We start from the raw sequence: 22571 nt of genomic DNA, 5'->3' as shown, positions 1-22571 counted from the left end.
GCAATGAGCACGTTGTATTCCACCACTATTGTCGAATCAGGTCGATCAGGCCGTAAGGACGACCTTCGTCGCCCGTGTGCCGCAGGACAGGACCAAACGGCGCGTTACGCTCGCTGACGAGATATGGCGCCTTACTCTGCAAGCTTGCTATCCTTGCAGCGAGGCTGCGGTGATTTGCACTTCTTATTCGCGCCGCGAGCGGCTTGTACTGAAACGTGCCAGCGACCCGATCGCCAGCCGGACACTCAGCTCTCGCCGTCCGCGACTGCTGCGCGCTCCGCGCCTCGTAGGAGTAACACTACTGCGGCTGATATCCCTCAATGCGCGTCAGCAGTTCTTCTTCCAGCCCAGCCCGGCGCTACTCGAGCCGCTCAACTTCCGTCTCGTGACCAGCTTCCGCCTCGTAACCCTTAAGGAGGTCGATGACGTGGCGGTATTGGTGGCAAAGCGCGTCGAAGGTTTCGTCCGTCGCTACTAACCGGCGCACGGTCTCTTCATTCTCGGAGAACCTCGCCAGCAATGGTCGGATGCATTCCACTGCTTCGTTTGTTCCCATCGCTCCTCCGTGTTCTGTTCGTCGTGTTTCGCGGGACAAGTTGCGAGGACCGCGGACTAGCCTACCAAGGGAGGCCCCCCGGCTCTGCCGGGGAGGCAGCAGCAGTTTGACATTTCAGGCAGTCGCCCATCGATGAAACTACCGACTCGTGAGCCACCACGCACACGAGAAGGAGTTTCACGATGGACGATTACGAGAGCCTAAGCCACAGCAAGTGAGACTGCAAATACCATGTGGTTTTCATTCCCAAGTGCCGCAGGAAAACGTTGTACGGCGAACTGAGGCAGCATCTCGGGGAGGTCTTCCGCAGATTGGCGATGCAGAAGGAGAGGTCGCGTCGTGACCGTGCGTTATGCGGACGACTTCGTCATGGGCTTCGAGAGCAAAGCGGATGCGCAGGAAATGCTCTTGGCCCTCAAGGCGCGGCTGGCCAGCTTCGGCCTAACGCTCCATGAGGACAAGACGCGGCTGATCGAGTTTGGCCGGTTCGCCGCCCTCTCGCGTCAGCGGCGCGGCGAGCGGCGGCCAGAAACCTTCGCCTTCCTCGGCTTCACCCACTACTGCGGGCGGACCCGAGATGGCCGGTTCATCGTGAAGCACAAGACGGAAGGAAAACGCCTGACGCGCAAGCTGACGGCGTTGCGCCAGGATGCCTGGCGGCTCATGCACGCGCCACTGGCCACGCAGCACGGGTGGTTCGCCGCCGTTCTGCGCGGGCACTACGGCTACCACGGCAGGCCAGCACAATTATCCAGCGCTCAACGGCTTCTACCGCGAAGTGCGTCGGACCTGGCTGCGTTGTCTGAGACGGCGCAGCCAGAAAAGTCGGCGCATGGGCTCGTCAGAGTTCGAGACCCTGACGGCACGCTTCCGCCTGCCAACTCGGTCGCAACGGACTCACCGTATTCAGGTGCCACGGCTCACACCAAAGACAACGGCGCCATCGAATTGAAGCGTCGTTTTCCGATGCTCCAGATACGCATCTACGACGCAGCCCCCAATCGAGGCACGGCTTCCCGGCGCAACTTCTCGTCTCAGTCGGCGGCCGCTAGGCCGGTTGCATCAGGCAGCCGGGAGCAGGGGGCTGATAGACCCTCACGGACGGCTCGGCTTGGTTCGCCGCTTTGCCGACTGCGCAGCGGTGCAGGACGATCGCTCGGCCTAAACGCCGCCGGTGGGCCCGCCGCGGAATGTGTCCCGTCGGGTGGCGGCGACGCCCCGCTCGACCCACTGAATTTCCCGGGCTTCGCCGCGCCACATTGCACCGCCAGCGGCGGCGTGCTCAGGCCGGACATCGTGTTCTACGGCTAAGGCGTGCCGCGAGTCGCCGCCGTTAAACTCGGCCGGAAACGCACTTAATTTGTGCACGCTCTAGGTCCTGTGGACTCTTGGGATTCTCTTGAGGCGGCAAATCAGATTCAAGGCTGCTTTTGGGAGGCAGTCTTGGGTGTGATGGACCGTTTGGTTTTGAGCGACGCAGCGTGGGCTCGGATGGCGCCACTGACCATTGGGCGGGCCGATCAAAGAGGATCGACTGGACGCGACAACCGGATGTTCGTGGAGGGCGTGCTCTGGATTGTGCGGACGGGCGCTCCCTGGCGCGATCTTCCAGAGGTGTTTGGCGATTGGAACAGCGTGTTCCGGCGCTTCAGCCGCTGGAGCGCGAAAGGTGTATGGTCGCGCATCTTCGAAGCGATGTCTGACGATCCGGACTTCGAATATCTGATCATTGATTCCTCGATCATCCGAGCCCATCAGCACGCTGCCGGGGCCAAAAAAGGGGTCTGAAGATCAAGCGATCGGTCGTTCGCGCGGTGGCCTGAGCACCAAGATCCACATGGCGGTTCGAGGCTTGGGATGCCCCGTGCGGTTCACGCTGACCGCGGGTCAGAAGGGTGATGCACCGCAAGCCGCAGCCTTGATCGAGGAGTTGCCCGCCGAGGTCGTCATGGCCGATACGGCCTATGACGCCGATCACTTGCGGCAAGTCGTCGCCGCCAAGGGAGCGCTGGCCGTCATTCCCAACAATCCGTCACGAGCGCTCAAATATCCGCTCGACAAGCACCTTTATGCCCAGCGACATCTGGTCGAATGCTGTTTCAGCAAGCTCAAGCAGTTCCGACGCGTCGCAACCCGCTTCGAAAAGACCGCACGAAATTACCGCGCCGTCGTCACCCTGGCTGCCATCGTCCTACGGATGCGGTAACTGTCCACACGACCCAAATGGCGAAGGCCGCATCCGCGAGCGCGTCGGCATGTTTCGGGCCGCAGATGATTTGCCGCGCTTGGTACGTCGTTGCGGCTAGGGGAAAGCTGAGGCGGATCTTAAGTCCCGGGCTGCCGTAGACTCGAATAGAGCATGAATGACTCAGATCCAACCAGAAACGACAATGACCCGATCAAACAATGGACATCCTAGTCGCATAACGAACCTTATGCGAAGTCGATTGGCGGCCAGCCACCCGATTCGGACGCTCACACCTAGAGCGGCTTCGTCCGCATTGTCTCTAGCGTTGAAAGGCCGCACGAATGGCGAATAAACCCCCTCGGTTTTTTTCGCGCTAAAAAAAGCGCGAAAAATTCGGGCGAATTTCCTTCGTGACTTCAGCAAGATGTGAAATCGAGTCGTTCTTAAAGCGGAAATCGAGTCGTTCTCAAAGTGTCCGCACATACAGCGAGCGAAGGCTGGTGGGCCCGGCAGGACTCGAACCTGCAACCAGACCGTTATGAGCGGCCGGCTCTAACCATTGAGCTACAGGCCCCGCCGCGGGCGGCTGCGGGTTCGCGGCCGGCAACGGTGCCGGCTCCGTTTACAGGGTGAGGGGCGATCGGGCAATCCCGGAGCTCTAATCCACCGAAACCCCGGCGAACTCCACCACCTTCCGCCATTTCTCGGTTTCGTCGGCGACGAGCTTGCCGAATTCGGCCGGGGCCATCGGCCTCGGGATGCCGCCGACCTCGGCCAGGCGGGCGACCAGCTTGGGGTCCTTCAGCGCTTCGCCGACCGCCTTGTTGAGGATCTCGATGACCTCCGGCGGCGTGCCCTTCGGCGCCGAGATCCCGTAGAACCCGACCGATTCGAAGCCCGGCACGGTTTCGGCGATGGCGGGAATATCGGGCACGCTGGGCCAGCGCTTAGGCGAGGTGACACCAAGCGCGCGGACATTGCCGCCGCGCACCTGCTCCAGCGCCGACGGCAGGTTGTCGAAGATCAACTGCACCTTGTTGGAGATGATGTCCGGAAAGGCGATCGCCGAGCCGCGATAGGGCACGTGCTGCATCTCGCATTTGGTCATCGCCTTGAACAATTCCGCCGACATGTGCACCGAGGTGCCGTTGCCCGACGAGGCATAGGAGACCTTGCCCGGATTGGCCTTGCAGTAATCGATGAACTCCTGGACGGTTTTCACCGGCATCGCGTTGGAGACCACCAGCATGTTGGTGAGCTGCATGATGCTGGCGACCGGCGTGGTGTCGCGCAGGAAATCAAAGGGCAGCTTCTTGTAGAGCGAGGTGCTGATCGCATTGTTCGGCGCGACGAACAGCAGCGTATAGCCGTCGGCGGGCGAATTGATCGCGGCGGCGGCCGCGATGTTGCCGCCGGAGCCGGTGCGGTTCTCGACCACGAATTGCTGCCCGAGATGGTCCGACAGCCACTGGCTCATGATGCGGGCGACGATGTCGACCGGCCCGCCGGCGGCAAATCCGATCAGCCAGCGTACCGGACGGTTTGGATAGTCGGCGGCGGAGGAGGGGGTGGCAAGGCTCAAAAGGCAAATCAAACCAAGGGACGTCGCACGCAAAAAGCGAAGCATTATGTTTCCTCGTCATTTTCTTGTTACCGTTGCGGCCATGCTTTCATAAAATCCCGGCCTTGCCTACAACCTCCGCAGCACAAAGATCGGTCAATCCCGCGCAAGAAGATGTTGGAGGCCGCCAAATGAAAATCGCTTTGATGGTTTGCGCCGCTATTCTGCTCACCGGCGGCGCGGCCGCACAGGAGGGAGGCAAGACCATTTCCAAGACCACGATCAGCCTGGGAACGGCGACGCCGGGCGGCGGTTTTCCGCTCTATGGCAATGCCTTTGCCGAAGTCATGAACGCGGCAGATCAGAGCCTTTCGATCGAGCCGCGCAATACCAAGGGCTCGAACGAGAACATTCCGCTGCTTGAAGCAGGCCAGCTCGATATCGCGACGGTGGCCGGCGAGCCGGCCTATGAGGCGTTCATGGGCATCGGGCGGCCGGCGACCAAGCTCAAGATCCTGACAGCGATGTATTCGAGCCCGGGCATGTTCGTGGTGCGGGCCGACAGCCCGTACCGGACGATCCACGACCTCGTCGGCCAGCCGGTTGCCTTCGGCGCCAAGGGCTCGGGCCTGCCGATCCTGTCGCGCTACATCCTCGACGGCATCGGTCTGAAGCAGGACGAAGACTTCAAGTCGATCTATCTCGACCGCGCCGGCGACGGGCCGGCCATGGTGCAGGACGGCCGCGCCGCCGCGCTGTGGGGCGCCGGTGTCGGCTGGCCGGGCTTTGCCGCGATGGCGGAAAGTCCCTCCGGCGCGCGCTTCATCGCGCCGAGTGCGGAAGAGATCGCGCGCATCCGCGCCAAGCACACCTTCCTGAAGCCGCTGACGATCCCACCGAACAGCTATCCGAAGCAGACGGAAGCGATCGCCTCCGTCGGCTCGTGGAGCTTCATCCTCGTGCGCGAAAGCCTGCCCGACGACGTCGCCTATCGGCTGGCCAAGACGCTGCGCGGAATCGAGGGCGAGTTCTGCAGGAAGCTGGCGCAGGCTTGCGAGACGACGGCGGCGAACACGGTTGCGGCGGCGCCGAATATGGAGCTGATTCATCCGGGTGTGCTGAAGTATTTTCGCGAGATTGGAGTGGCGAAGTAAGAGGCGAATGGCGAATAGCGAGGCGAATAGCGAGTGACGAATGGATAACCGCTCGCCGCTTTCCGCCATTCGCTACTCCCCATTCGCCCATCTCACTTCTTCACCAACCCACACGCCGGGTCCGGCGGGCCGAACGCGTCTTCGCCGGAAATCCTGGTGAGGATCTTGTAGTAGTCCCACGGGTATTTCGATTCCTCCGGCGATTTCACCTGCACCAGCATGAGGTCATGGACCATCAGATTGTCCTCGCGCAGCTTGCCGTTGCGGGCGAAGAAATCCTCGATCGGCTTTTCGCGCATCTTGGCCGCGACCTTCAGTGGATCGTCGGTGCCGGCATCCTTGATCGCGTTCAGGTAATGGATCACGGAGGAATAGACTCCGGCCTGCCACATCGTCGGCATCCGGTTCATCTTGGCGAAATAGCGCTTCGACCATTCGCGGGTCTTGTCATCCATGTCCCAATAGAACGACGTCGTCAGCAACAGGCCTTGCGCCGTCGGCAGGCCCAGCGAATGGATGTCGGTGATCAGCGCGAGCAGCGCCGCCATCTGCTGGCCGCCCCTGAATACGCCGAACTCGCCGGCGGTCTTGATCTCGTTCATGTTGTTGGGCGGACCGGCGGCGATGCCGATGATCTTCGCTTTCGACGCCTGTGCCTGCAGGATGAACGACGACAGATCAGGCGTCGCAAACGGCGGCCGCACCGCGCCGAGCACCTTGCCGCCGTTCTTGGTGACGACGCTGGAGGCATCCTTCTCCAGCGAATGCCCGAACGCGTAGTCGTCGGTAATGAAGAACCAAGTGTCGCCGCCGCGCTTCACCACCTCCTGCGCGGTGCCGACCGCGAGCGCCCTGGTGTCGAACACCCACTGCATGGCATAGGGCGAGCAGAACTTGCCGTGGAAATCGGTGGCGCCGGTCGAGTGCGTGATGAACAGCCGCTTCCGCTCATTGGCGACGTTCTGCACGGCGAGCCCAACCGCGGAGACGGGCACGTCGACGATCAAATCCACCTGATCGACGTCGTACCAGCGCCGCGCGATGCTGGCGCCGATATCGGCCTTGAGCTGATGGTCGCCGACGATCACCGAAATCTGCTTGCCCAGCACCTTGCCGCCGAAATCGTCGACCGCCATCTGCGCCGCGGTGACCGAACCCTGTCCCGTCGGCGTCGACGCCGGGCCGTTCATGTCGGTGAGCACGCCGATCTTGACGACGTCGTCGGAAATCTGCGCCAGCGCTGCGGTCGAGGCCAGCATGACGCCGGCAAGTGCGCCGAGCATGGAAAATGGTTTGGCAAACATTGTTGTCTCCCTCCCTGGACCGGCGCATTGGCCGTTATTGCTTGTTCCGGGACGTAAGCCCGGCCGAATTGGTTTCTTTTGCAACCAGTTTGGGGTCGGCGTCAACGCGTCCTTTCGGAGCAGGAACATTCGGCGGCACCTGTTTATTTCGCGCCTGATACAGTAGACAGGCCGCCCATGATTTCGGTCCAGCGCCTGCCGGCTTCGCTTACGCCACTGGAAACCGCGCTCAGCGCCCTGCTGCGCGGGCTCGAGCCGGTGCAGCCAATCGAATTGCCGCTTGCGGACGCGCTGCGCTGCATCGCGGCGGAGATGCCCGCGTTGCCGGCGCATCCGCCGCATGATGTTGCCGCCACCGATGGATGGGCGCTGCGGGCCAATGATCTGGTCGGCGCCTCCTCGTACTCGCCGTTGCCATTGGCTGCGCCGCCCGCCTGGGTCGAAGCCGGTGACGCCTTGCCTGTAGCCTGCGATTGCGTGCTCGATGCCGATTTGGTCGAGGTGGCCGGGCCGATCGCACAGGTGCTCGGCGAGGCGATCCCGGGGCAGGGCGTCAGGCGCAAGGGCCAGGACATCGCGAAAGGGAGTCTCGTTGCCGAGGCGGGACGGCGGGTGCTGCCGCGCGATCTCCTGATCGCGCGCATCGCAGGGGTCGAGCGGCTCAGGGTGCGACGGCCGCGATTGCACGTCGTCAATATTCCCGGCGCGACAGCGACTGCTGACCTGGTCGCGGAAAGCGCACGTTTCGCCGGGGCTGAGGTGCTCAGCTGCGAGGCCGTCGCGCGCGATGTCGAGTCGATCGTTGCGGCGTTTGACGATGCCGCCAGCGATCTCCTCGTCACCATCGGCGGCAGCGGTGTCGGCCGCACCGATGCGGCGGTATGCGCGCTCGCTTCGCGTGGCGAAGTCATCGCTCATGGCATTGCCCTGCAGCCTGGCCGCACTGCTGCTGTCGGCCGTCTCGAAACAACGCCAGTCGTCGCGCTGCCCGGTGCGCCGGACCAGGCGTTTTCGGCATGGTGGGCGCTGGCGGTGCCGGTGCTCGATCGACTGACCGGACGGCGGCCGCGCAAGACGTTGTCGCTGCCGCTGGCGCGCAAGATCGCCTCGCTGGTCGGCATTGCCGAGTTCGTGCTGCTACAACGACAGCGCGAGGCCTGGACGCCGCTCGCGGTCGGCGAACTCTCGCTTGATGCGATCGCGCGCGCGAAGGCGTTTCTGGTCGTGCCCGGAGGTTCCGAAGGATTTGCTGCGGGCATGGCGGTCGATGCCTATATGTTGCGGGAATGAGTTCCGACATGACCAACACGTCTGCGAAGGGCCGCGGCAGCCTGGATCAGGACCAGTTCCTGACCATCCTGTCGCGCGAAGAGGCGCTGGCGCGGTTCGAAGCCGCCTTGTTTCCGCGGGCGGTCGCCAGTGAAACACGATCGCTCGCACAGGCGCTTGGCTGCGCGCTGGCCGACGACGTCGTCGCGCCGATCGACGTGCCGCCGTTCGACCGCTCCAATGTCGACGGCTTTGCGGTGCGCTCCGCCGATCTTGCGCAGGCCAGCGAGGCCACGCCGGTTCGTCTCGTGCTGAACGACGAGGTCATCGCCTGCGGCACCGCGCCGGCGCGGCCGGTGCTTTCCGATACGGCCACCTCGATCGCGACCGGCGGTCCCGTTCCGCGCGGGGCTGACGCGATCGTGATGGTCGAGCACACGCAGCCCGCAGGCCAACGCGCGATCGAGATCCGCCGGGCCGCCTCTCCCGGACAATTCGTGTCCTACGCCGGCTCCGACATCGCGCGCGGGCGAAACGCTGCTGCGTGCCGGCACCATCATCGGCTCGCGCGAGATCGGCATGCTCGCTGCTTGCGGCATCGCCGAGGTTGGTGCCGCACGACGGCCGCGCGTCGCCATCCTGTCGACCGGCGACGAACTGGTGCAGCCGGGCCAGCCGCTGCGCCCCGCAGCGATCTACGACACCAACGGCGCCATCGTTACCGCCGCGATCTCCGAGAACGGCGGCGATGCCGTCTTTGCCGGCGCCATTGCCGATGACGAGGCGCAACTCGAAACAGCGATGCGCAAGGCGCTGGCCGAGAGCGACATGCTGGTGCTCTCCGGCGGCACGTCGAAAGGCGCGGGCGATGTTTCCCATCGCATCATCGCGCGGCTGGGCAAGCCGGGCATCATCGCCCATGGCGTGGCGCTGAAGCCGGGCAAGCCGCTGTGCCTTGCAGTTTGCGACGGCAAGCCGGTGGTGATCCTGCCGGGATTTCCGACCTCGGCGATGTTCACCTTCCACGACATGATCGTGCCGGTGCTGCGGCGGATGGCGGGCCTGCCGCCGCGCTCGGATGCGAAGGTAACGGCAAAGGTGCCGGTGCGGATCGCCTCCGAACTCGGCCGCACCGAGTTCGTCATGGTATCGTTGGTCGAAGGCGCGGTAGGACTGATCGCCTATCCGAGCGGCAAGGGCTCCGGCGCGATCACCTCGTTCGCGCAGGCCGACGGCTTCCTGAAGATCGACGCGCTGGCCGACCAGATGCCTGCCGGCACGGAGGCCGAAGTGACGCTGTTCACGCCGCACGTGCGCGTGCCCGATCTTGTCATCGTCGGCAGCCACTGCACCGGGCTCGACCTTGTCACCGCGCCGCTGGCGCGCGCCGGGCTCTCGGTGCGCTCGATCGCGGTCGGCAGCCTCGGCGGGCTTGCGGCGGCCAAGCGCGGCGAATGCGATTTCGCGCCGATCCATCTGTTCGACGAGAACAGCGAGACCTACAATGTGCCCTATCTTACCGACGGACTCGAGCTCGTGCCGGGCTGGCGGCGGATGCAGGGCATCGTGTTCCGTAGGGGCGACCGACGCTTCGAGGGCCTCTCCGCGCAAGATGCGGTGCGCGCAGCGCTCGCCGATCCCGCCTGCATCATGGTCAACCGCAACCAGGGCGCCGGCACCCGCATCCTGATCGACCGCCTGCTCAATGGCGCGCGTCCCGATGGCTACTGGAATCAGCCACGTTCGCACAATGCGGTTGCCGCCGCGGTCGCCCAGCATCGCGCCGACTGGGGCATGACGATCGCGCCGGTCGCGCACGGGTCCGGGCTCGGCTTCATTCCGCTGGCGGAAGAGCATTACGACTTCGCTCTGGTGACGGCCAGAAAGCATCGCCCGGCTGTGCAGGCGTTTCTCGAGGCGCTGGCGTCGGATGAAAGTCGCGCGGCGTTGGAACGGGCGGGATTTAGGCCGGCGTAGTCGCGTAGGGTGGGCAAAGCGCAGCGTGCCCACCATCAAGCACTCCGCTCGCAACGGTGGGCACGCTGTCGCTTTGCCCACCCTACGACTGTCGTCCCCGCGGCCAGCGTCGGGGCGCCAGAACCACACGACTTCGCCGTCCACGGGTAGCTGCGTTCGTCGTTCACAGCACCTGCGTCCACCGCATCTCACCGCAACGTTCGTGATGATCGCGAGCCGCCCCTCATTCGGGTGAGACGCGCGGAGTCATAGTGCTGATTTGCCCGACGGCGGAAGCGGAATGTTTTTCGCGTAGGGGCTGGACGGGGCAAGTCAGCTTGAAATCATTGCACAAATTTCCTTGCAGGAAATTTGCTTTGCCGATTTCAATTCGCCGGTGATTTCGGCCAAACTTGCTTCTTGCGAGACGCATCGAAGGTTCAGAGCAGCCGTGGACGAAAAGCCCGACGACGAGCGAGGTGCCGCAGACGACCATCAGAGCCTGTTGGGCCTCGTGGCGGCGGCGCTTGTCGTTGGGGCCGCCACCGGGTTCGTTGGTGCGAACTTCCGCCTCCTGCTCGAGCAGGCCGATCGCTTGCGTGATTCGATCATCGCCTGGGCGCACGGCCACGGCATCTTGGGATTCCTGATTGTCATAGGTGCATGCGCCGGCGCCACCTTGTTGGCGGCGTGGATGGTGCGGCGATTCTCGCCGCACGCTTCGGGCAGCGGCATTCCGCATGTCGAAGCAGTCCTGCACGGGCAGGTCCCGCCGGCGCCGTTTGTCCTGGTGCCCGTGAAATTCATTGGCGGAATCCTCGCGATCGGCTCCGGGCTGGCGCTGGGCCGCGAGGGGCCGACGGTGCAGATGGGTGCTGGCATCGCCGTCGTCACCGCACGCGTCTGCCGGTTGTCCTGGGCGGACGCCCGCCTGCTGCTCGCGGCCGGCGCCGGCGCGGGACTGGCGACGGCGTTCAACGCGCCGATTGCCGGGCTCGCCTTCATACTCGAGGAACTGATGCACAGATTCGAGCGCCGCGTCGCTGTCGCCGCCCTCGCAACGCTGGCAACGGCAATCCCGGTCGCGAGGTTGTTTATCGGCGACGCGCCCGACTTCCAGGTCACCCCGCTGAACTCTCCGAGCGCAGTATCCGCGCCGCTGTTCCTTGTGCTGGGAGCCGTCGCTGGCCTGCTCGCCGTCGCCTACAACCGCACGCTGCTTGCGTTCATCGCCGCCTGCGACCGGTTCGCGCGGTCGCCGATCGAGCTCCGCGCCGGATTGATCGGCGCAAGCGTCGGCCTATTGGCCTGGTTCGCGCCCGATCTGGTCGGGGGCGGAGATCAGATCACACAGCGGACGCTGATCGGCCAGGACAGCCTTGCCACTGTCGCCTTCGCATTCCTGATCCGGTTCGTGCTGGGTGCCCTATCATACGCTGCCGGCACTCCCGGCGGGCTGTTCGCGCCCTTGCTCGTGCTGGGAGCCCAGTCCGGGCTGCTGTTCGGAGCGGTCTGCCGCTTTGTATTCCCGGAACTCGCGATCCAGCCGCATGCGTTTGCGCTGGTGGGCATGGCCGCCTTCTTCGCGGGCGTGGTGCGTGCGCCGGTAACCGGCATCGTTCTCGTCGCCGAGATGAGCGGCAACGTGACGATGCTCTTGCCCATGCTTGGCGCCTGCTTCGTGGCGATGCTGCTGCCGTCACTGCTGCACAACGCACCGATCTACGATTCCCTGCGCGAACGTACGCTGCGGCTGGAACGGCAGATCAGAGGGGAATGAGCGGGCGGAGCGCGCATTTCCACTTTTCATCCGAAGGATCAGCTTCACTGACGCTTCTCGCTCTCGGTCAAGCGCCAAAAATCATACTGTCGTCCCGGGTCAAGCCCGGGACGACGGAGATTATGTGTCTCAGCTCGCATCCACCGCCGCCAGCCGCTCAGCTTCCGCGATATCCTCAATCGTGTTCGCGTTGAAGAACGGGTCGAGCGGCTCGGTCGGCCAGGTCACGGTGGCGAGCTGGTAGCGGGCGGTCCAGCGGTCGATCTTCCTGACGTCCTCGACGACGAGGGCGTGGCGGAGTTCGTCGCGCAGTGACACGCTCCATAGTCCGATTACCGGATGCGATTGGCCGCCGGAGGCCGCTACGGCCAATTGCGCGCTTTCCTTCACCAGCGCGTCGTGGAGACGTGCGACGAGATCGCGCGGCAGGAACGGGCAATCGGCGGCTGTGCTCAGGACCAGCGACACCTCGGGCCGGTTCGCCGCGATCCAGTCCAGCGCGGCCAAAATGCCGGCGAGGGGCCCTGGGAAATCGGCGACGCTGTCGGCGATGACGGGCAGTCCGAACGCGGCGAAGCGGGCGGGATCGCCGTTCGCATTGAGGAGGAGGCCATCGCATTGCGGCGCTAGACGCGCGATCACGCGCTCCAGGATCGTGCGGCCGCCGATCGTGCGCATCGGCTTGTCGCCGCCGCCCATCCGCCGCGCGAGGCCGCCGGCCAAAAGGACGCCGGGAATATTCACTTCACCTCTCCCGCTTGCGGGAGAGGTTGGCGCGTAAGCGCCGGGTGAGGGCTCTCTCCAAACGGGGAGTCCCAATGCGGAGAGACCCTCACCCCAACCCTCTCCCGCGAGCGGGAGAGGGGGCGCAGCGCCTTTGTGGATGCACCTGATCTCATCATGTTAGTCGTCACGCGCTTCGCCCTTGCGCTTGTGGCGCGCGGATTCCTCCTCGATATAGTCGAGGTTCTGGTCGAACACGATGCGCTCCTGGCCCGACAGCGCGATGAAGCGTTTTCCGCGCGTGCGCCCGACCAGCGTCAGGCCGACCTGCCGCGCGAGCTCGACGCCCCAGGCGGTGAAGCCGGAGCGCGATACGAGAATTGGAATGCCCATCCGCACCGTCTTGATCACCATCTCCGAGGTCAGCCGTCCCGTGGTGTAGAGGATCTTGTCGCCGGGATCGACGCCGTGGCGGTAGATCCAGCCTGCGATCTTGTCGACGGCATTATGCCGGCCGACATCCTCGGTGTAGCAGACCGGCGTTCCCTCCTTGCAGAGCACGCAGCCATGGATCGCGCCGGCCTCGAGATAGAGCGAGGGCATGGTGTTGATCGCATGCGTCATCTGGTAGAGCCAGGACGTGCGCAATTCCGCCTTCGGCAGCGCCACGCTTTCGACCGACTCCAGCAGATCGCCGAAAGCGGTGCCCTGGGCGCAGCCCGAGGTCTGGGTGCGCTTCTTCAGCTTCTGCTCGAAATTGGTGTGGTGCTCGGTGCGCACGACCACCACCTGCAGGTCGTCGTCATATTCGACCTCGGTGACGACGTCGTCGTATTTGAGCATGTTCTGGTTGAGGAGATAGCCGAGCGCGAGATATTCCGGGTAGTCGCCGATCGTCATCATGGTGACGATCTCCTGCGCGTTCAGGTACAGCGTCAGCGGCCGCTCCATCGGCACCTTGATCTCGACGCTGGCGCCGGTCTGGTCGGTCCCGGTCACGCGCTCGGTCAGGCGCGGGTCGTCCGGCCTGGGGACGATCAGGGGGACGGGCGCTTTGTCGATCTTCATCATGGCGGTCAGGTTAGCATGACTTTCCCTGCCATCCGATATAAGCATGGCGGAGGATAAGCAAAATCCATCCAGGATCGTCATTGCGAGCGCAGCGAAGCAATCCATCCATCCCCGCGGAAACCATGGATTGCTTCGTCGCTTCGCTCCTCGCAATGACGACGGAGCGGGTGCAATGACGGTGGAACGAGTGGGTTCCGTTTGGGACGAGGTCGTATGAAAGTGATCGGACTCGCAGGCTGGAGCGGCGCCGGCAAGACCACCTTGCTGTCGCGGGTGATTCCGCATCTGCTGGGACAGGGCCTGCGCGTGTCCGTGATCAAGCATGCCCACCACCAATTCGATGTCGACGTGCCCGGCAAGGACTCGTGGGTGCACCGCCAGTCCGGTGCGACCGAGGTGCTGGTGTCCTCCAGCCGGCGCTGGGCCCTGATGCATGAGCTGCGCGGCGCCGGCGAGCCGCGGCTGGCCGAGCTGTTCGCCAAGATGTCGCCGGTCGATCTTGTCATCGTCGAAGGCTTCAAGCGCGAGCCGCTGCGCAAGATCGAGGTGCATCGCGGCGCCAACAACAAGCCGCTGCTGTTCCCGGATGATCCCGGCATTGTCGGGATCGCGACCGATGTGGCGATTGAAACGCGGTTGCCGACCGCCCATCTCGATGATGTCACCGCCGTTGCCGCCATGATGCAGCGCGCCGCAGTCGCGGTCGACGAGATCCTGGCGAAGAGCGAGAGCTGAATGGCGCAACTGTCCGACGACTGCTTTGCCTTTGGCGGGCCGATGATGTCGGTCGATGAAGCCGTGCGCCTGATCGCGACGCGGGTGACGGCCATACCCGATATCGAGACCGTCGCGCTGGCGGAGGCCGACGGGCGCATCCTCGCCAATGAGATCCTTGCGCCACTGCCGCTGCCGCCCTTCACCAACTCCGCCGTGGATGGCTACGCGGTGGCGAGCCGCGATTTGCCGAAAAGTTCGGACCAGTCGTTCGCGATCAGCGGGCGCGTGCAGGCGGGCGCCGCGGCGAATGCACCGATCAAACCCGGTCATGCCGTGCGCATCTTCACCGGCGCGCCAATGCCCGATGGCGCCGACACCGTGTTCATGCAGGAGGATGTCCGCGTCGAGGGCGACAAGGTCGTTCTGCCCGGCGGCCTGAAGCCGGGCGCCAATGTGCGGCCTGCGGGAGAAGACATCCCGCTCGGCCACGCCGCGTTGCAGGCAGGAAAACGCCTGCGGCCACAGGACGTCGCGCTGGCCGCGGCATTCGGCCTCGTCAGGCTCGATGTGATCAGGCGGATCCGTGTTGCGGTGTTCTCGACCGGCGACGAGCTGGTGTCGCCCGGCGAGCGCCGTGCGGCGCCGCAGCTCTTCGACTCCAACCGCTTCATGCTGATGGCGATGCTGCGGCGGCTCGGCTGCGAGGTCAGCGACCTCGGCATTCTGCGCGATGAACCGATGAGCCTCGCAAGCGCGCTGAAGGACGTCGCAGGCCACCACGATCTGATCCTCACCACCGGTGGCGTCTCGACCGGCGAGGAGGATCACGTCAAGGCCGGCGTCGAGAGCGTCGGGCGCCTCGTGCTGTGGCGGATGGCGATCAAACCGGGGCGTCCCGTCGCGATGGGCATCATCGACGGTACGCCGTTCATCGGCTTGCCCGGCAATCCCGTCGCCAGCTTCGTCACCTTCGTTCATGTGGTGCGGCCAACCATCCTGGCGCTGTCCGGCGGCGCGCCGGAACCGCTGGTGCCGATGCCGGTCCGCGCCGGCTTCACCTATAAGAAGAAGGTCGGCCGTCGCGAATATGTTCGCGTCAACCTGCGTCAAGCGCCGGACGGCACGCTCGAAGCGATCAAGTTTCCGCGCGAGGGTGCAGGGCTGTTGTCGTCGCTGGTCGATACCGATGGTCTGGTCGAACTCGGCGAACAGGTCACGCTGGTCGAACCCGGGCAGAGCGTCGGGTTCCTGTCCTATGCAAGCCTGATCTGAAGCAATCGCGGATCGATTGACGCTGCGCCAATGCTTCGTCATGTTCGGAGACATGACCACGACCAAACTCGATCTCACCGGACTCAAATGTCCGCTGCCCGCGCTGAAGACGCGCAAGGCATTGAAGGCGGTTAAGCCGGGTGATTTTCTCGAAGTGCACTGCACCGATCCCTTGTCGGTGATCGACATTCCGAACCTGATCCGAGAGACCGGCGACAAGGTCGAGATCACGGAGCGGAGTGAGCGCCGCATTGTGTTCTTGATCGAGAAGACAAATGGATCGATAGAAAAAGTCGATGACACTTCGTCCGCGCCGCAACAATAGCCGTGCGCTGCAATAACCGCTTGCGTTGATACCTACCTTTTTCCTATCGACACATTTCGGACCTTCTGTCCAACTGGAACACTCCGCAAGCAACGTGGCGGTGGAGTAGTGCTCGCGTGCAAGGCACGAGCGATCTGGGGTGGGCACATCTACAAATCAGGACTGGTGCCGGCATCGGACGTCCGGACATGTCTTCGATGCGCCTGGTGATCCCGGGCGCAATGCAGCGCATTGGAGGATGTCGCGGAGCAGCAGCGGTTGCTCGCGGTGGAATCTGGGTTGGGATTAAACAACGGAACGCGCGACTGAAGCGCGTGTGGTAGGGAGGATCGGATGACGACGATTAGCAGCGCCGGCAATGTGGCCGGCGCGGGGCTTGGTTTCCTCGACAAGGAGCGGACGATTGCGACCGCCGGCTTCAATCGCTGGCTGGTGCCGCCGGCCGCACTCTGCATCCATCTGTGCATCGGCATGGCCTATGGCTTCTCGGTGTTCTGGCTGCCGCTGTCGCGCGCAATCGGATTGAACGCGCCGAAGGCCTGCCCCGACATGTCGCTGTGGCAGGAATTGTTCACCACCACCTGCGACTGGAAGGTGGCGAGCCTGGGGTGGATGTACACGCTGTTCTTCGTGCTGCTCGGCGTCTCCGCCGCGATCTGGGGCGGCTGGCTCGAACGCGTCGGTCCGCGCAAGGCCGGATTCGTCGCGGCGCTCTGTTGGGCCGGTGGTCTCGTGATCGGCGCGCTCGGCGTCTACATCCATCAGCTCTGGCTGATGTGGCTGGGCGCCGGCGTCATCGGCGGCGTCGGCCTCGGGCTTGGTTACATCTCCCCGGTGTCGACGCTGGTGAAATGGTTCCCGGATCGCCGCGGCATGGCGACCGGCATGGCCATCATGGGGTTTGGCGGCGGCGCCATGATCGGCGCGCCGCTCGCGAACCTCTTGATGAACTATTTCAAGACCCCGACCTCGGTCGGCGTCTGGGAGACCTTCCTGGCGATGGGCGTGATCTATTTCGTGTTCATGATGATCGGCGCCTTCCGCTATCGCATTCCGCCGACAGGCTGGCAGCCCGAGGGCTGGAAGCCAAAGGCCAAGGCCAATGCGATGATCTCGACCAAGAACGTTCATCTCGAGAACGCGCACAAGACCCCGCAGTTCTGGCTGATCTGGTGGGTGCTCTGCCTCAACGTCTCCGCGGGCATCGGCGTGATCGGCATGGCCTCGCCGATGCTGCAGGAGATATTTGCAGGCAAATTGATCGGTCTGCCTGACGTCGGCTTCAATCAGCTTGATGCGTCGCAGAAGGCGCAGATCGCCGGCATCGCGGCCGGCTTTGCCGGGCTCTTGTCGCTGTTCAACATCGGCGGCCGCTTCTTCTGGGCGTCGCTGTCGGACAAGATCGGGCGCAAGAACACCTACTATACGTTCTTCCTGCTCGGCATCGCGCTCTATGCGCTGGCGCCGACCTTCGCGGCGATGGGCTCGAAACTGCTGTTCGTGCTCGGCTTCGGCATCATCCTGTCGATGTATGGCGGCGGCTTCGCCACCGTGCCGGCCTATCTCGCCGACATGTTCGGAACGCAGTTCGTCGGCGCCATTCATGGCCGGCTGCTGACGGCGTGGTCGACCGCTGGAATCATCGGCCCGGTCGTGGTGAACTATATCCGCGAGTTCCAGCTTGCTGCCGGCGTTCCGCGCGACCAGCTCTACAACACCACGATGTACATCCTCTGCGCGATGCTGATCGCAGGCCTGATCTGCAACTACCTGGTCAAGCCGGTCGATCCGAAGTGGCATATGAGCGATGCGGAGGTGGCAAAACTGCAGGCGGCGAGTGCGAGTGCGGAAGCATCCGGTCCGCACGGTTCCTACGGCATCGGGTTCGGCGGGCTGGATGCCAAGGCCGCGCTGTTCTGGGCCTTTGTCGGCATTCCCCTGGCCTGGGGCGTCTGGAAGACGCTGGAGAGCGCGGTCAAGATCTTCTGAGCGAGCCGGCGTCGCGTGCGACGCTTTCGCCCGCGACGCCGGTTTACGCGCAGGAACCGGGAAGGGATATGCGTGTTGGCATGTCCCTTAAATGCTTATTCAGACGCGCTATTTTCGCTTGGCATCTGGCATGCCAGTGATTAGAGTCGATCTAATGAGAGTAAGAACGGGATGTTTCAATGACTGTCCATGACGTGCAAGAGGTTCGCGCGTTCGAGCATCCCGGCGCGGGACGCCGCAAGGCCAAGGCGACGCCGAAGGGACGCCAGATCGATCCGACGGCTGCGCACGACGTCGAGCAGTTGCTTGGCGACCGGCCGCGCCGCCGCGATCTGTTGATCGAATTCCTGCACCTGATCCAGGACAAGTACCACCAGATCTCCGCCGCGCATCTCGCCGCGCTCGCGGACGAGATGCGGTTGTCGTTCGCGGAAGTGTTCGAGACCGCGACCTTCTACGCGCATTTCGACGTGGTGAAGGAAGGCCAGCCGGATATCGCGCCGCTCACGATCCGGGTCTGCGATTCCTTGACGTGCGCGATGCTCGGCGGCGAAAGGCTGCTGCAGGATTTGCAGGACAGCGCCGGTCCCGGCATCCGCGTGGTGCGCGCGCCCTGCGTCGGCCGCTGCGACACCGCGCCGGTCGCGGAAGTCGGCCACAACTTCGTCGATCACGCGACCGTCGGCAATGTGTTGGCCACGGCGAAAGCCGGTGACACGCATGCGCATCTGCCGGACTATGTCGCATATGATGACTACGTCGTCGGCGGCGGCTACCGATTGCTCAACCGCCTGCGCGCGGGCGACACGTCGAAGGACGAGATCCTGAAGGCGCTCGACGACGCCTCGCTGCGCGGGCTTGGCGGCGCCGGCTTCCCGACGGGGCGCAAATGGCGCGCGGTGCTGGGCGAGCCCGGGCCGCGGCTGATGGCGGTCAATGGCGACGAGGGCGAGCCCGGCACGATCAAGGACCGCTATTATCTCGAGACCGATCCGCACCGCTTCCTCGAGGGTACGTTGATCGGCGCGCACGTGGTCGAAGCAGCCGACGTCTACATCTACATCCGCGACGAATATCCGGCGGTGCGCGAGATCCTTGCGCGCGAGATCGCGAAGCTTCCGGCGGGCGGTCCGCGCCTGCATCTGCGCCGCGGCGCCGGCGCTTACATCTGCGGCGAAGAGTCTTCGCTGCTCGAGAGCATCGAAGGCAAGCGCGGATTGCCGCGGCACAAGCCGCCTTATCCGTTCCAGGTCGGACTGTTCAACCTGCCGACGCTGATCAACAATGTCGAGACGCTGTGGTGGGTGCGCGACATCGTCGAGAAGGGCGCCGACTGGTGGAAGAGCCACGGCCGCAACGAGCGTCAAGGCCTGCGCAGCTTCTCGGTCTCGGGTCGCGTGAAAGACCCCGGCGTGAAGCTGGCGCCGGCCGGCATCACCGTGCGCGAATTGATCGACGAATATTGCGGCGGCATGGCCGACGGCCACACCTTCCGCGCTTATCTGCCGGGCGGCGCCTCCGGCGGCATTCTGCCGGCGACCATGGGCGATATCCCGCTCGACTTCGGCACGCTGGAAAAATACGGCTGCTTCATCGGCTCGGCCGCGGTCGTGATCCTGTCGCAGGCGGACAGCGTGAAGGCGGCGGCGCTCAATCTGATGCGCTTCTTCGAGGACGAGAGCTGCGGGCAGTGCACGCCGTGCCGTGTCGGCACGCAGAAGGCGGCGCTATTGATGGAACGGCCGGTGTGGAACAAGGCGCTGCTCGAGGAACTGAGCCAGGCGATGCGCGATGCGTCGATCTGCGGCCTCGGCCAGGCCGCCTCGAATCCCCTGACGTCCGTGATTAAATACTTCCCCGACGAGTTCAAGGAAACTGCGGAATGACGACGATCCAGTTCGAACTCGACGGCAAGCAGGTCGAAGCCAAGGCGGGCGAGACCATCTGGCAGGTGGCAAAGCGCCAAGGCCAGGAGATCCCGCATCTCTGCTATTCGCCGGCGCCGGATTATCGCCCCGACGGCAATTGCCGCGCCTGCATGGTCGAGATCGAGGGCGAGCGCGTGCTCGCCGCCTCCTGCAAGCGTACGCCTTCTGTCGGCATGAAGGTGAAGACGGCAAGCAGCCGCGCCGTCGCCGCACAGAAGATGGTGATGGAACTCCTGGTCGCCGACCAGCCGGCGCGCGAGACCTCGCACGATCCCGATTCGAAATTCTGGCACTGGGCAGAAAAGACCGGCGTCACCGAGAGCCGCTTCCCGGCGGCCGAGCGCTGGGAGGGCGATGCCAGCCATCCGGCGATGCGTGTCAATCTCGACGCCTGCATCCAGTGTGGCCTGTGCGTGCGCGCCTGCCGCGAGGTCCAGGTCAACGACGTCATCGGCATGGCCTACCGCAATGCCGACTCAAAGATCGTGTTCGACTTCGACGATCCGATGGGCGAGTCCACCTGCGTCGCCTGCGGCGAATGCGTGCAGGCCTGCCCGACCGGCGCGCTGATGCCCGCCGTGATGCTGGACGAGAAGCAGACCCGCGTCACATATCCCGACCGCAAGGTGGATTCGCTCTGTCCGTTCTGCGGCGTCGGCTGCCAGGTGACCTATCAGGTCAAGGACGAGAAGGTGATCTATGCCGAGGGGCGCGACGGCCCGGCCAATCACAACCGGCTCTGCGTCAAAGGCCGTTTCGGCTTCGACTATATCCATCATCCGCATCGGCTGACCAAACCGCTGGTGCGGCTGCCGAACGCGAAGAAGGACGCCAACGACCAGGTCGATCCGGCCAATCCGTTCACGCATTTCCGCGAGGCCACATGGGAAGAGGCGCTCGATATCGCCGCGCGCGGCCTCGTCAAGATCCGCGACGAGAAGGGCGTCAAGGCGCTCGCCGGCTTCGGCTCGGCGAAAGGCTCGAACGAGGAAGCCTATCTGTTCCAGAAGCTGGTGCGCACCGGCTTCGGCTCCAACAATGTCGACCATTGCACGCGGCTGTGCCATGCCTCTTCGGTGGCGGCGCTGACCGAGGGGCTGAATTCCGGCGCGGTGTCGGCGCCGTTCTCGGCGGCGATGGATGCCGAGGTGATCATCGTGATCGGCGCCAACCCGACCGTGAATCACCCGGTGGCGGCGACCTACATCAAGAATGCGGCCAAGCGCGGCGCCAAGCTGATCGTGATGGATCCGCGGTTGCAGTCGCTGTCGCGTCACGCCACTAAGCATCTCGCCTTCAAGCCGGGAAGCGACGTCGCGATGCTGAACGCGATGATCAACACCATCATCACCGAGGGCCTGACCGACGATCAGTATATCGCGGGCTACACCGAAGGCTTCGACGAGCTGAAGGCCAAGATTGTCGATTTCACGCCGGAGAAGATGGAGCCGATCTGCGGCATCCCGGCGGACACCTTGCGCGAGGTGGCGCGGCTCTATGCCCGCGCGAAGTCCTCGATCATCTTCTGGGGCATGGGCATCAGCCAGCATGTGCATGGCACCGACAATGCGCGCTGCCTGATCGCGCTGGCGCTGATCACCGGCCAGGTCGGCCGTCCCGGCACCGGCCTGCATCCGCTGCGTGGCCAGAACAACGTGCAAGGCGCGTCCGACGCCGGCCTGATCCCGATGTTCCTCCCGGACTACCAGCCGGTCGGCCGCGTCGATCTGCGCGGCAAGTTCGAGGAACTCTGGCAGCAGAGCCTCGATCCGGTCCGCGGCCTGACCGTGGTCGAGATCATGAACGCGATCCATGCCGGCGAGATCCGCGGCATGTATATCGAGGGCGAAAACCCCGCGATGTCCGACCCCGACCTGCAGCATGCGCGGCAGGCGCTTGCCATGCTCGATCATCTCGTCGTGCAGGATCTCTTCGTCACCGAGACCGCATTCCATGCCGACGTGATCCTGCCGGCTTCGGCCTTTGCGGAGAAGTCCGGCACCTTCACCAACACCGATCGCCGTGTGCAGCTCGCGCGCGAGGTGATCAAGCCGCCGGGCGACGCGCGGCAGGATCTCTGGATCATCCAGGAGATCGGAAAGCGTATGGGCCTGCCGTGGAATTACAGCGGCCCGGCGGATGTCTTCGCCGAGATGACGGAGCTGATGCCGTCGCTGAAGAACATCACCTGGGAGCGTCTGGTGCGCGAGGGTGCGGTGACTTATCCGGTCGACGACCCCCACAAGCCGGGCAACGAGATCATCTTCACCACCGGCTTCCCGACCGAAAGCGGCCGCGGCAAGATCGTGCCGGCGCATGTCATTCCGCCGGATGAACTGCCTGATGCGGAATATCCGATGGTGCTCTCGACCGGCCGCGTGCTGGAGCACTGGCACACGGGATCGATGACCCGGCGCGCCGCCGTGCTTGACCAGATCGAGCCGGAGGCGGTCGCCTTCATGTCGCCAAAGGACATGCGGCGGATGCAGCTCTGGCCCGGCGATTTCATCCGCCTTGAGACCCGCCGCGGCGCCGTGGAGGTCAAGGTGCGCTCCGACCGCGACGTGCCGGAAAACATGGTGTTCATGCCGTTCTGTTATGCGGAGGCGGCCGCGAATCTCCTGACCAATCCGGCGCTCGATCCGTTCGGCAAGATTCCGGAGTTCAAGTTCTGTGCCGTGCGCGCGGAAAAGGCCGAATTCCGCTCCGCCGCGGAATAGGCGAGGGCTGCGCGGGAACCTACCGGACTGCCAGCCGTTGATTTGGTCGGCGCGCAGG

16 protein-coding genes, 1 tRNA gene and 2 pseudogenes are annotated in these 22571 nt (G+C 64.4%); 13 read left to right on the top strand and 6 right to left on the bottom strand.

The window, feature by feature from the left end; translation table 11 throughout:
- Positions 1-358 precede the first annotated feature (358 nt).
- Positions 359-556, bottom strand: a complete 198-nt coding sequence (locus tag ACVJGD_RS15720; RefSeq protein WP_456635186.1) for a hypothetical protein — start codon at positions 554-556, stop codon at positions 359-361.
- A 182-nt stretch (positions 557-738) separates the two neighbouring features.
- Here ACVJGD_RS15720 and ACVJGD_RS15715 point away from each other — a divergent pair.
- The 3 genes and pseudogenes from ACVJGD_RS15715 to ACVJGD_RS15705 form a co-directional block, all read left to right on the top strand.
- Positions 739-885, top strand: a pseudogene (locus ACVJGD_RS15715) (transposase); the annotation flags it as partial.
- Between the two features lie 10 nt (positions 886-895).
- Positions 896-1867, top strand: coding sequence for a reverse transcriptase domain-containing protein (locus ACVJGD_RS15710; RefSeq protein ID WP_456635185.1), 972 nt, complete (start codon positions 896-898; stop codon positions 1865-1867).
- A gap of 132 nt (positions 1868-1999) precedes the next feature.
- A protein-coding gene (locus tag ACVJGD_RS15705; protein WP_456640266.1) for an IS5 family transposase occupies positions 2000-2762 on the top strand; the annotation gives its coding sequence in 2 pieces (ribosomal slippage) (positions 2000-2329 and positions 2331-2762; 762 coding nt in all).
- Positions 2763-3242: 480 nt separating this feature from the next.
- Here ACVJGD_RS15705 and ACVJGD_RS15700 read toward each other — a convergent pair.
- Positions 3243-3318: transfer RNA gene (locus tag ACVJGD_RS15700), tRNA-Ile, on the bottom strand.
- An 84-nt stretch (positions 3319-3402) separates the two neighbouring features.
- Positions 3403-4371 carry a Bug family tripartite tricarboxylate transporter substrate binding protein gene (locus ACVJGD_RS15695; protein WP_456635184.1) on the bottom strand — a complete coding sequence of 323 codons (969 nt, stop codon included), beginning with the start codon at positions 4369-4371 and terminating at the stop codon, positions 3403-3405.
- Positions 4372-4496: 125 nt separating this feature from the next.
- Here ACVJGD_RS15695 and ACVJGD_RS15690 point away from each other — a divergent pair, with 125 nt between their 5' ends.
- Positions 4497-5459 (top strand): TAXI family TRAP transporter solute-binding subunit, encoded by a 963-nt coding sequence (locus tag ACVJGD_RS15690; protein ID WP_456635183.1) that lies wholly within the window; start codon positions 4497-4499, stop codon positions 5457-5459.
- Positions 5460-5551: 92 nt separating this feature from the next.
- On the opposite strand, the gene ACVJGD_RS15685 is transcribed toward ACVJGD_RS15690, so the two are convergent.
- Complete coding sequence (locus ACVJGD_RS15685) at positions 5552-6763, bottom strand: ABC transporter substrate-binding protein (protein WP_456635182.1); 1212 nt, start codon at positions 6761-6763, stop codon at positions 5552-5554.
- A gap of 177 nt (positions 6764-6940) precedes the next feature.
- Here ACVJGD_RS15685 and ACVJGD_RS15680 point away from each other — a divergent pair, with 177 nt between their 5' ends.
- The 3 genes and pseudogenes from ACVJGD_RS15680 (at position 6941) to clcA (ending at position 11768) form a co-directional block, all read left to right on the top strand.
- Positions 6941-8053, top strand: coding sequence for a molybdopterin-binding protein (locus ACVJGD_RS15680; protein ID WP_456635181.1), 1113 nt, complete (start codon positions 6941-6943; stop codon positions 8051-8053).
- A pseudogene (locus ACVJGD_RS15675) lies at positions 8050-10009 on the top strand (molybdopterin biosynthesis protein). Before ACVJGD_RS15680 ends, ACVJGD_RS15675 begins: the two are co-directional and overlap by 4 nt.
- Before the next feature lie 430 nt (positions 10010-10439).
- A complete protein-coding gene (gene clcA / locus ACVJGD_RS15670; RefSeq protein WP_456635180.1) occupies positions 10440-11768 on the top strand; it encodes a H(+)/Cl(-) exchange transporter ClcA in 1329 nt (442 codons plus the stop codon).
- Between the two features lie 129 nt (positions 11769-11897).
- Here clcA and mobA read toward each other — a convergent pair whose 3' ends face one another.
- Entirely contained in the window at positions 11898-12512 is a 615-nt protein-coding gene (gene mobA, locus ACVJGD_RS15665) for a molybdenum cofactor guanylyltransferase MobA (RefSeq protein WP_456635179.1), read from the bottom strand.
- A 159-nt stretch (positions 12513-12671) separates the two neighbouring features.
- Complete coding sequence (locus ACVJGD_RS15660) at positions 12672-13562, bottom strand: formate dehydrogenase accessory sulfurtransferase FdhD (RefSeq protein WP_456635178.1); 891 nt, start codon at positions 13560-13562, stop codon at positions 12672-12674.
- A gap of 213 nt (positions 13563-13775) precedes the next feature.
- Here ACVJGD_RS15660 and mobB point away from each other — a divergent pair, with 213 nt between their 5' ends.
- The 6 genes from mobB to fdhF all read left to right on the top strand — a co-directional run bounded on the left by mobB (position 13776) and on the right by fdhF (position 22513).
- Positions 13776-14297 carry a molybdopterin-guanine dinucleotide biosynthesis protein B gene (gene mobB / locus ACVJGD_RS15655; RefSeq protein WP_456635177.1) on the top strand — a complete coding sequence of 174 codons (522 nt, stop codon included), beginning with the start codon at positions 13776-13778 and terminating at the stop codon, positions 14295-14297.
- On the top strand, positions 14298-15551 hold the full coding sequence (locus ACVJGD_RS15650; protein WP_456635176.1) for a molybdopterin molybdotransferase MoeA: 1254 nt from the start codon (positions 14298-14300) through the stop codon (positions 15549-15551).
- 52 nt (positions 15552-15603) lie between these two features.
- Positions 15604-15876, top strand: a complete 273-nt coding sequence (locus tag ACVJGD_RS15645) for a sulfurtransferase TusA family protein (protein WP_456635175.1) — start codon at positions 15604-15606, stop codon at positions 15874-15876.
- A 333-nt stretch (positions 15877-16209) separates the two neighbouring features.
- Entirely contained in the window at positions 16210-17865 is a 1656-nt protein-coding gene (locus tag ACVJGD_RS15640) for an OFA family MFS transporter (protein WP_456635174.1), read from the top strand.
- A gap of 179 nt (positions 17866-18044) precedes the next feature.
- Positions 18045-19751: an NADH-ubiquinone oxidoreductase-F iron-sulfur binding region domain-containing protein gene (locus ACVJGD_RS15635; RefSeq protein ID WP_456635173.1), complete on the top strand. Its 1707-nt coding sequence runs from the start codon at positions 18045-18047 to the stop codon at positions 19749-19751.
- Positions 19748-22513 (top strand): formate dehydrogenase subunit alpha, encoded by a 2766-nt coding sequence (fdhF, locus tag ACVJGD_RS15630; protein WP_456635172.1) that lies wholly within the window; start codon positions 19748-19750, stop codon positions 22511-22513. Before ACVJGD_RS15635 ends, fdhF begins: the two co-directional genes overlap by 4 nt.
- The last annotated feature ends 58 nt before the right edge of the window (positions 22514-22571 follow it).

It is taken from the genome of Bradyrhizobium sp. USDA 10063 (assembly GCF_054063735.1).
The sequence above is the reverse complement of the archived record's forward strand: the minus strand, read 5'-3'. Positions and strand labels throughout refer to the sequence as shown.

Coding starts and splice junctions, on each gene's coding strand:
- ACVJGD_RS15695 (WP_456635184.1), bottom strand. CDS start 4,371: ATGCTTCGCTTTTTGCGTGCGACGTCCCTTGGTTTGATTTGCCTTTTG.
- ACVJGD_RS15690 (WP_456635183.1), top strand. CDS start 4,497: ATGAAAATCGCTTTGATGGTTTGCGCCGCTATTCTGCTCACCGGCGGC.
- ACVJGD_RS15635 (WP_456635173.1), top strand. CDS start 18,045: ATGACTGTCCATGACGTGCAAGAGGTTCGCGCGTTCGAGCATCCCGGC.
- ACVJGD_RS15680 (WP_456635181.1), top strand. CDS start 6,941: ATGATTTCGGTCCAGCGCCTGCCGGCTTCGCTTACGCCACTGGAAACC.
- ACVJGD_RS15720 (WP_456635186.1), bottom strand. CDS start 556: ATGGGAACAAACGAAGCAGTGGAATGCATCCGACCATTGCTGGCGAGG.
- ACVJGD_RS15685 (WP_456635182.1), bottom strand. CDS start 6,763: ATGTTTGCCAAACCATTTTCCATGCTCGGCGCACTTGCCGGCGTCATG.
- fdhF (WP_456635172.1), top strand. CDS start 19,748: ATGACGACGATCCAGTTCGAACTCGACGGCAAGCAGGTCGAAGCCAAG.
- ACVJGD_RS15660 (WP_456635178.1), bottom strand. CDS start 13,562: ATGATGAAGATCGACAAAGCGCCCGTCCCCCTGATCGTCCCCAGGCCG.
- ACVJGD_RS15640 (WP_456635174.1), top strand. CDS start 16,210: ATGACGACGATTAGCAGCGCCGGCAATGTGGCCGGCGCGGGGCTTGGT.
- ACVJGD_RS15645 (WP_456635175.1), top strand. CDS start 15,604: ATGACCACGACCAAACTCGATCTCACCGGACTCAAATGTCCGCTGCCC.
- mobB (WP_456635177.1), top strand. CDS start 13,776: ATGAAAGTGATCGGACTCGCAGGCTGGAGCGGCGCCGGCAAGACCACC.
- ACVJGD_RS15650 (WP_456635176.1), top strand. CDS start 14,298: ATGGCGCAACTGTCCGACGACTGCTTTGCCTTTGGCGGGCCGATGATG.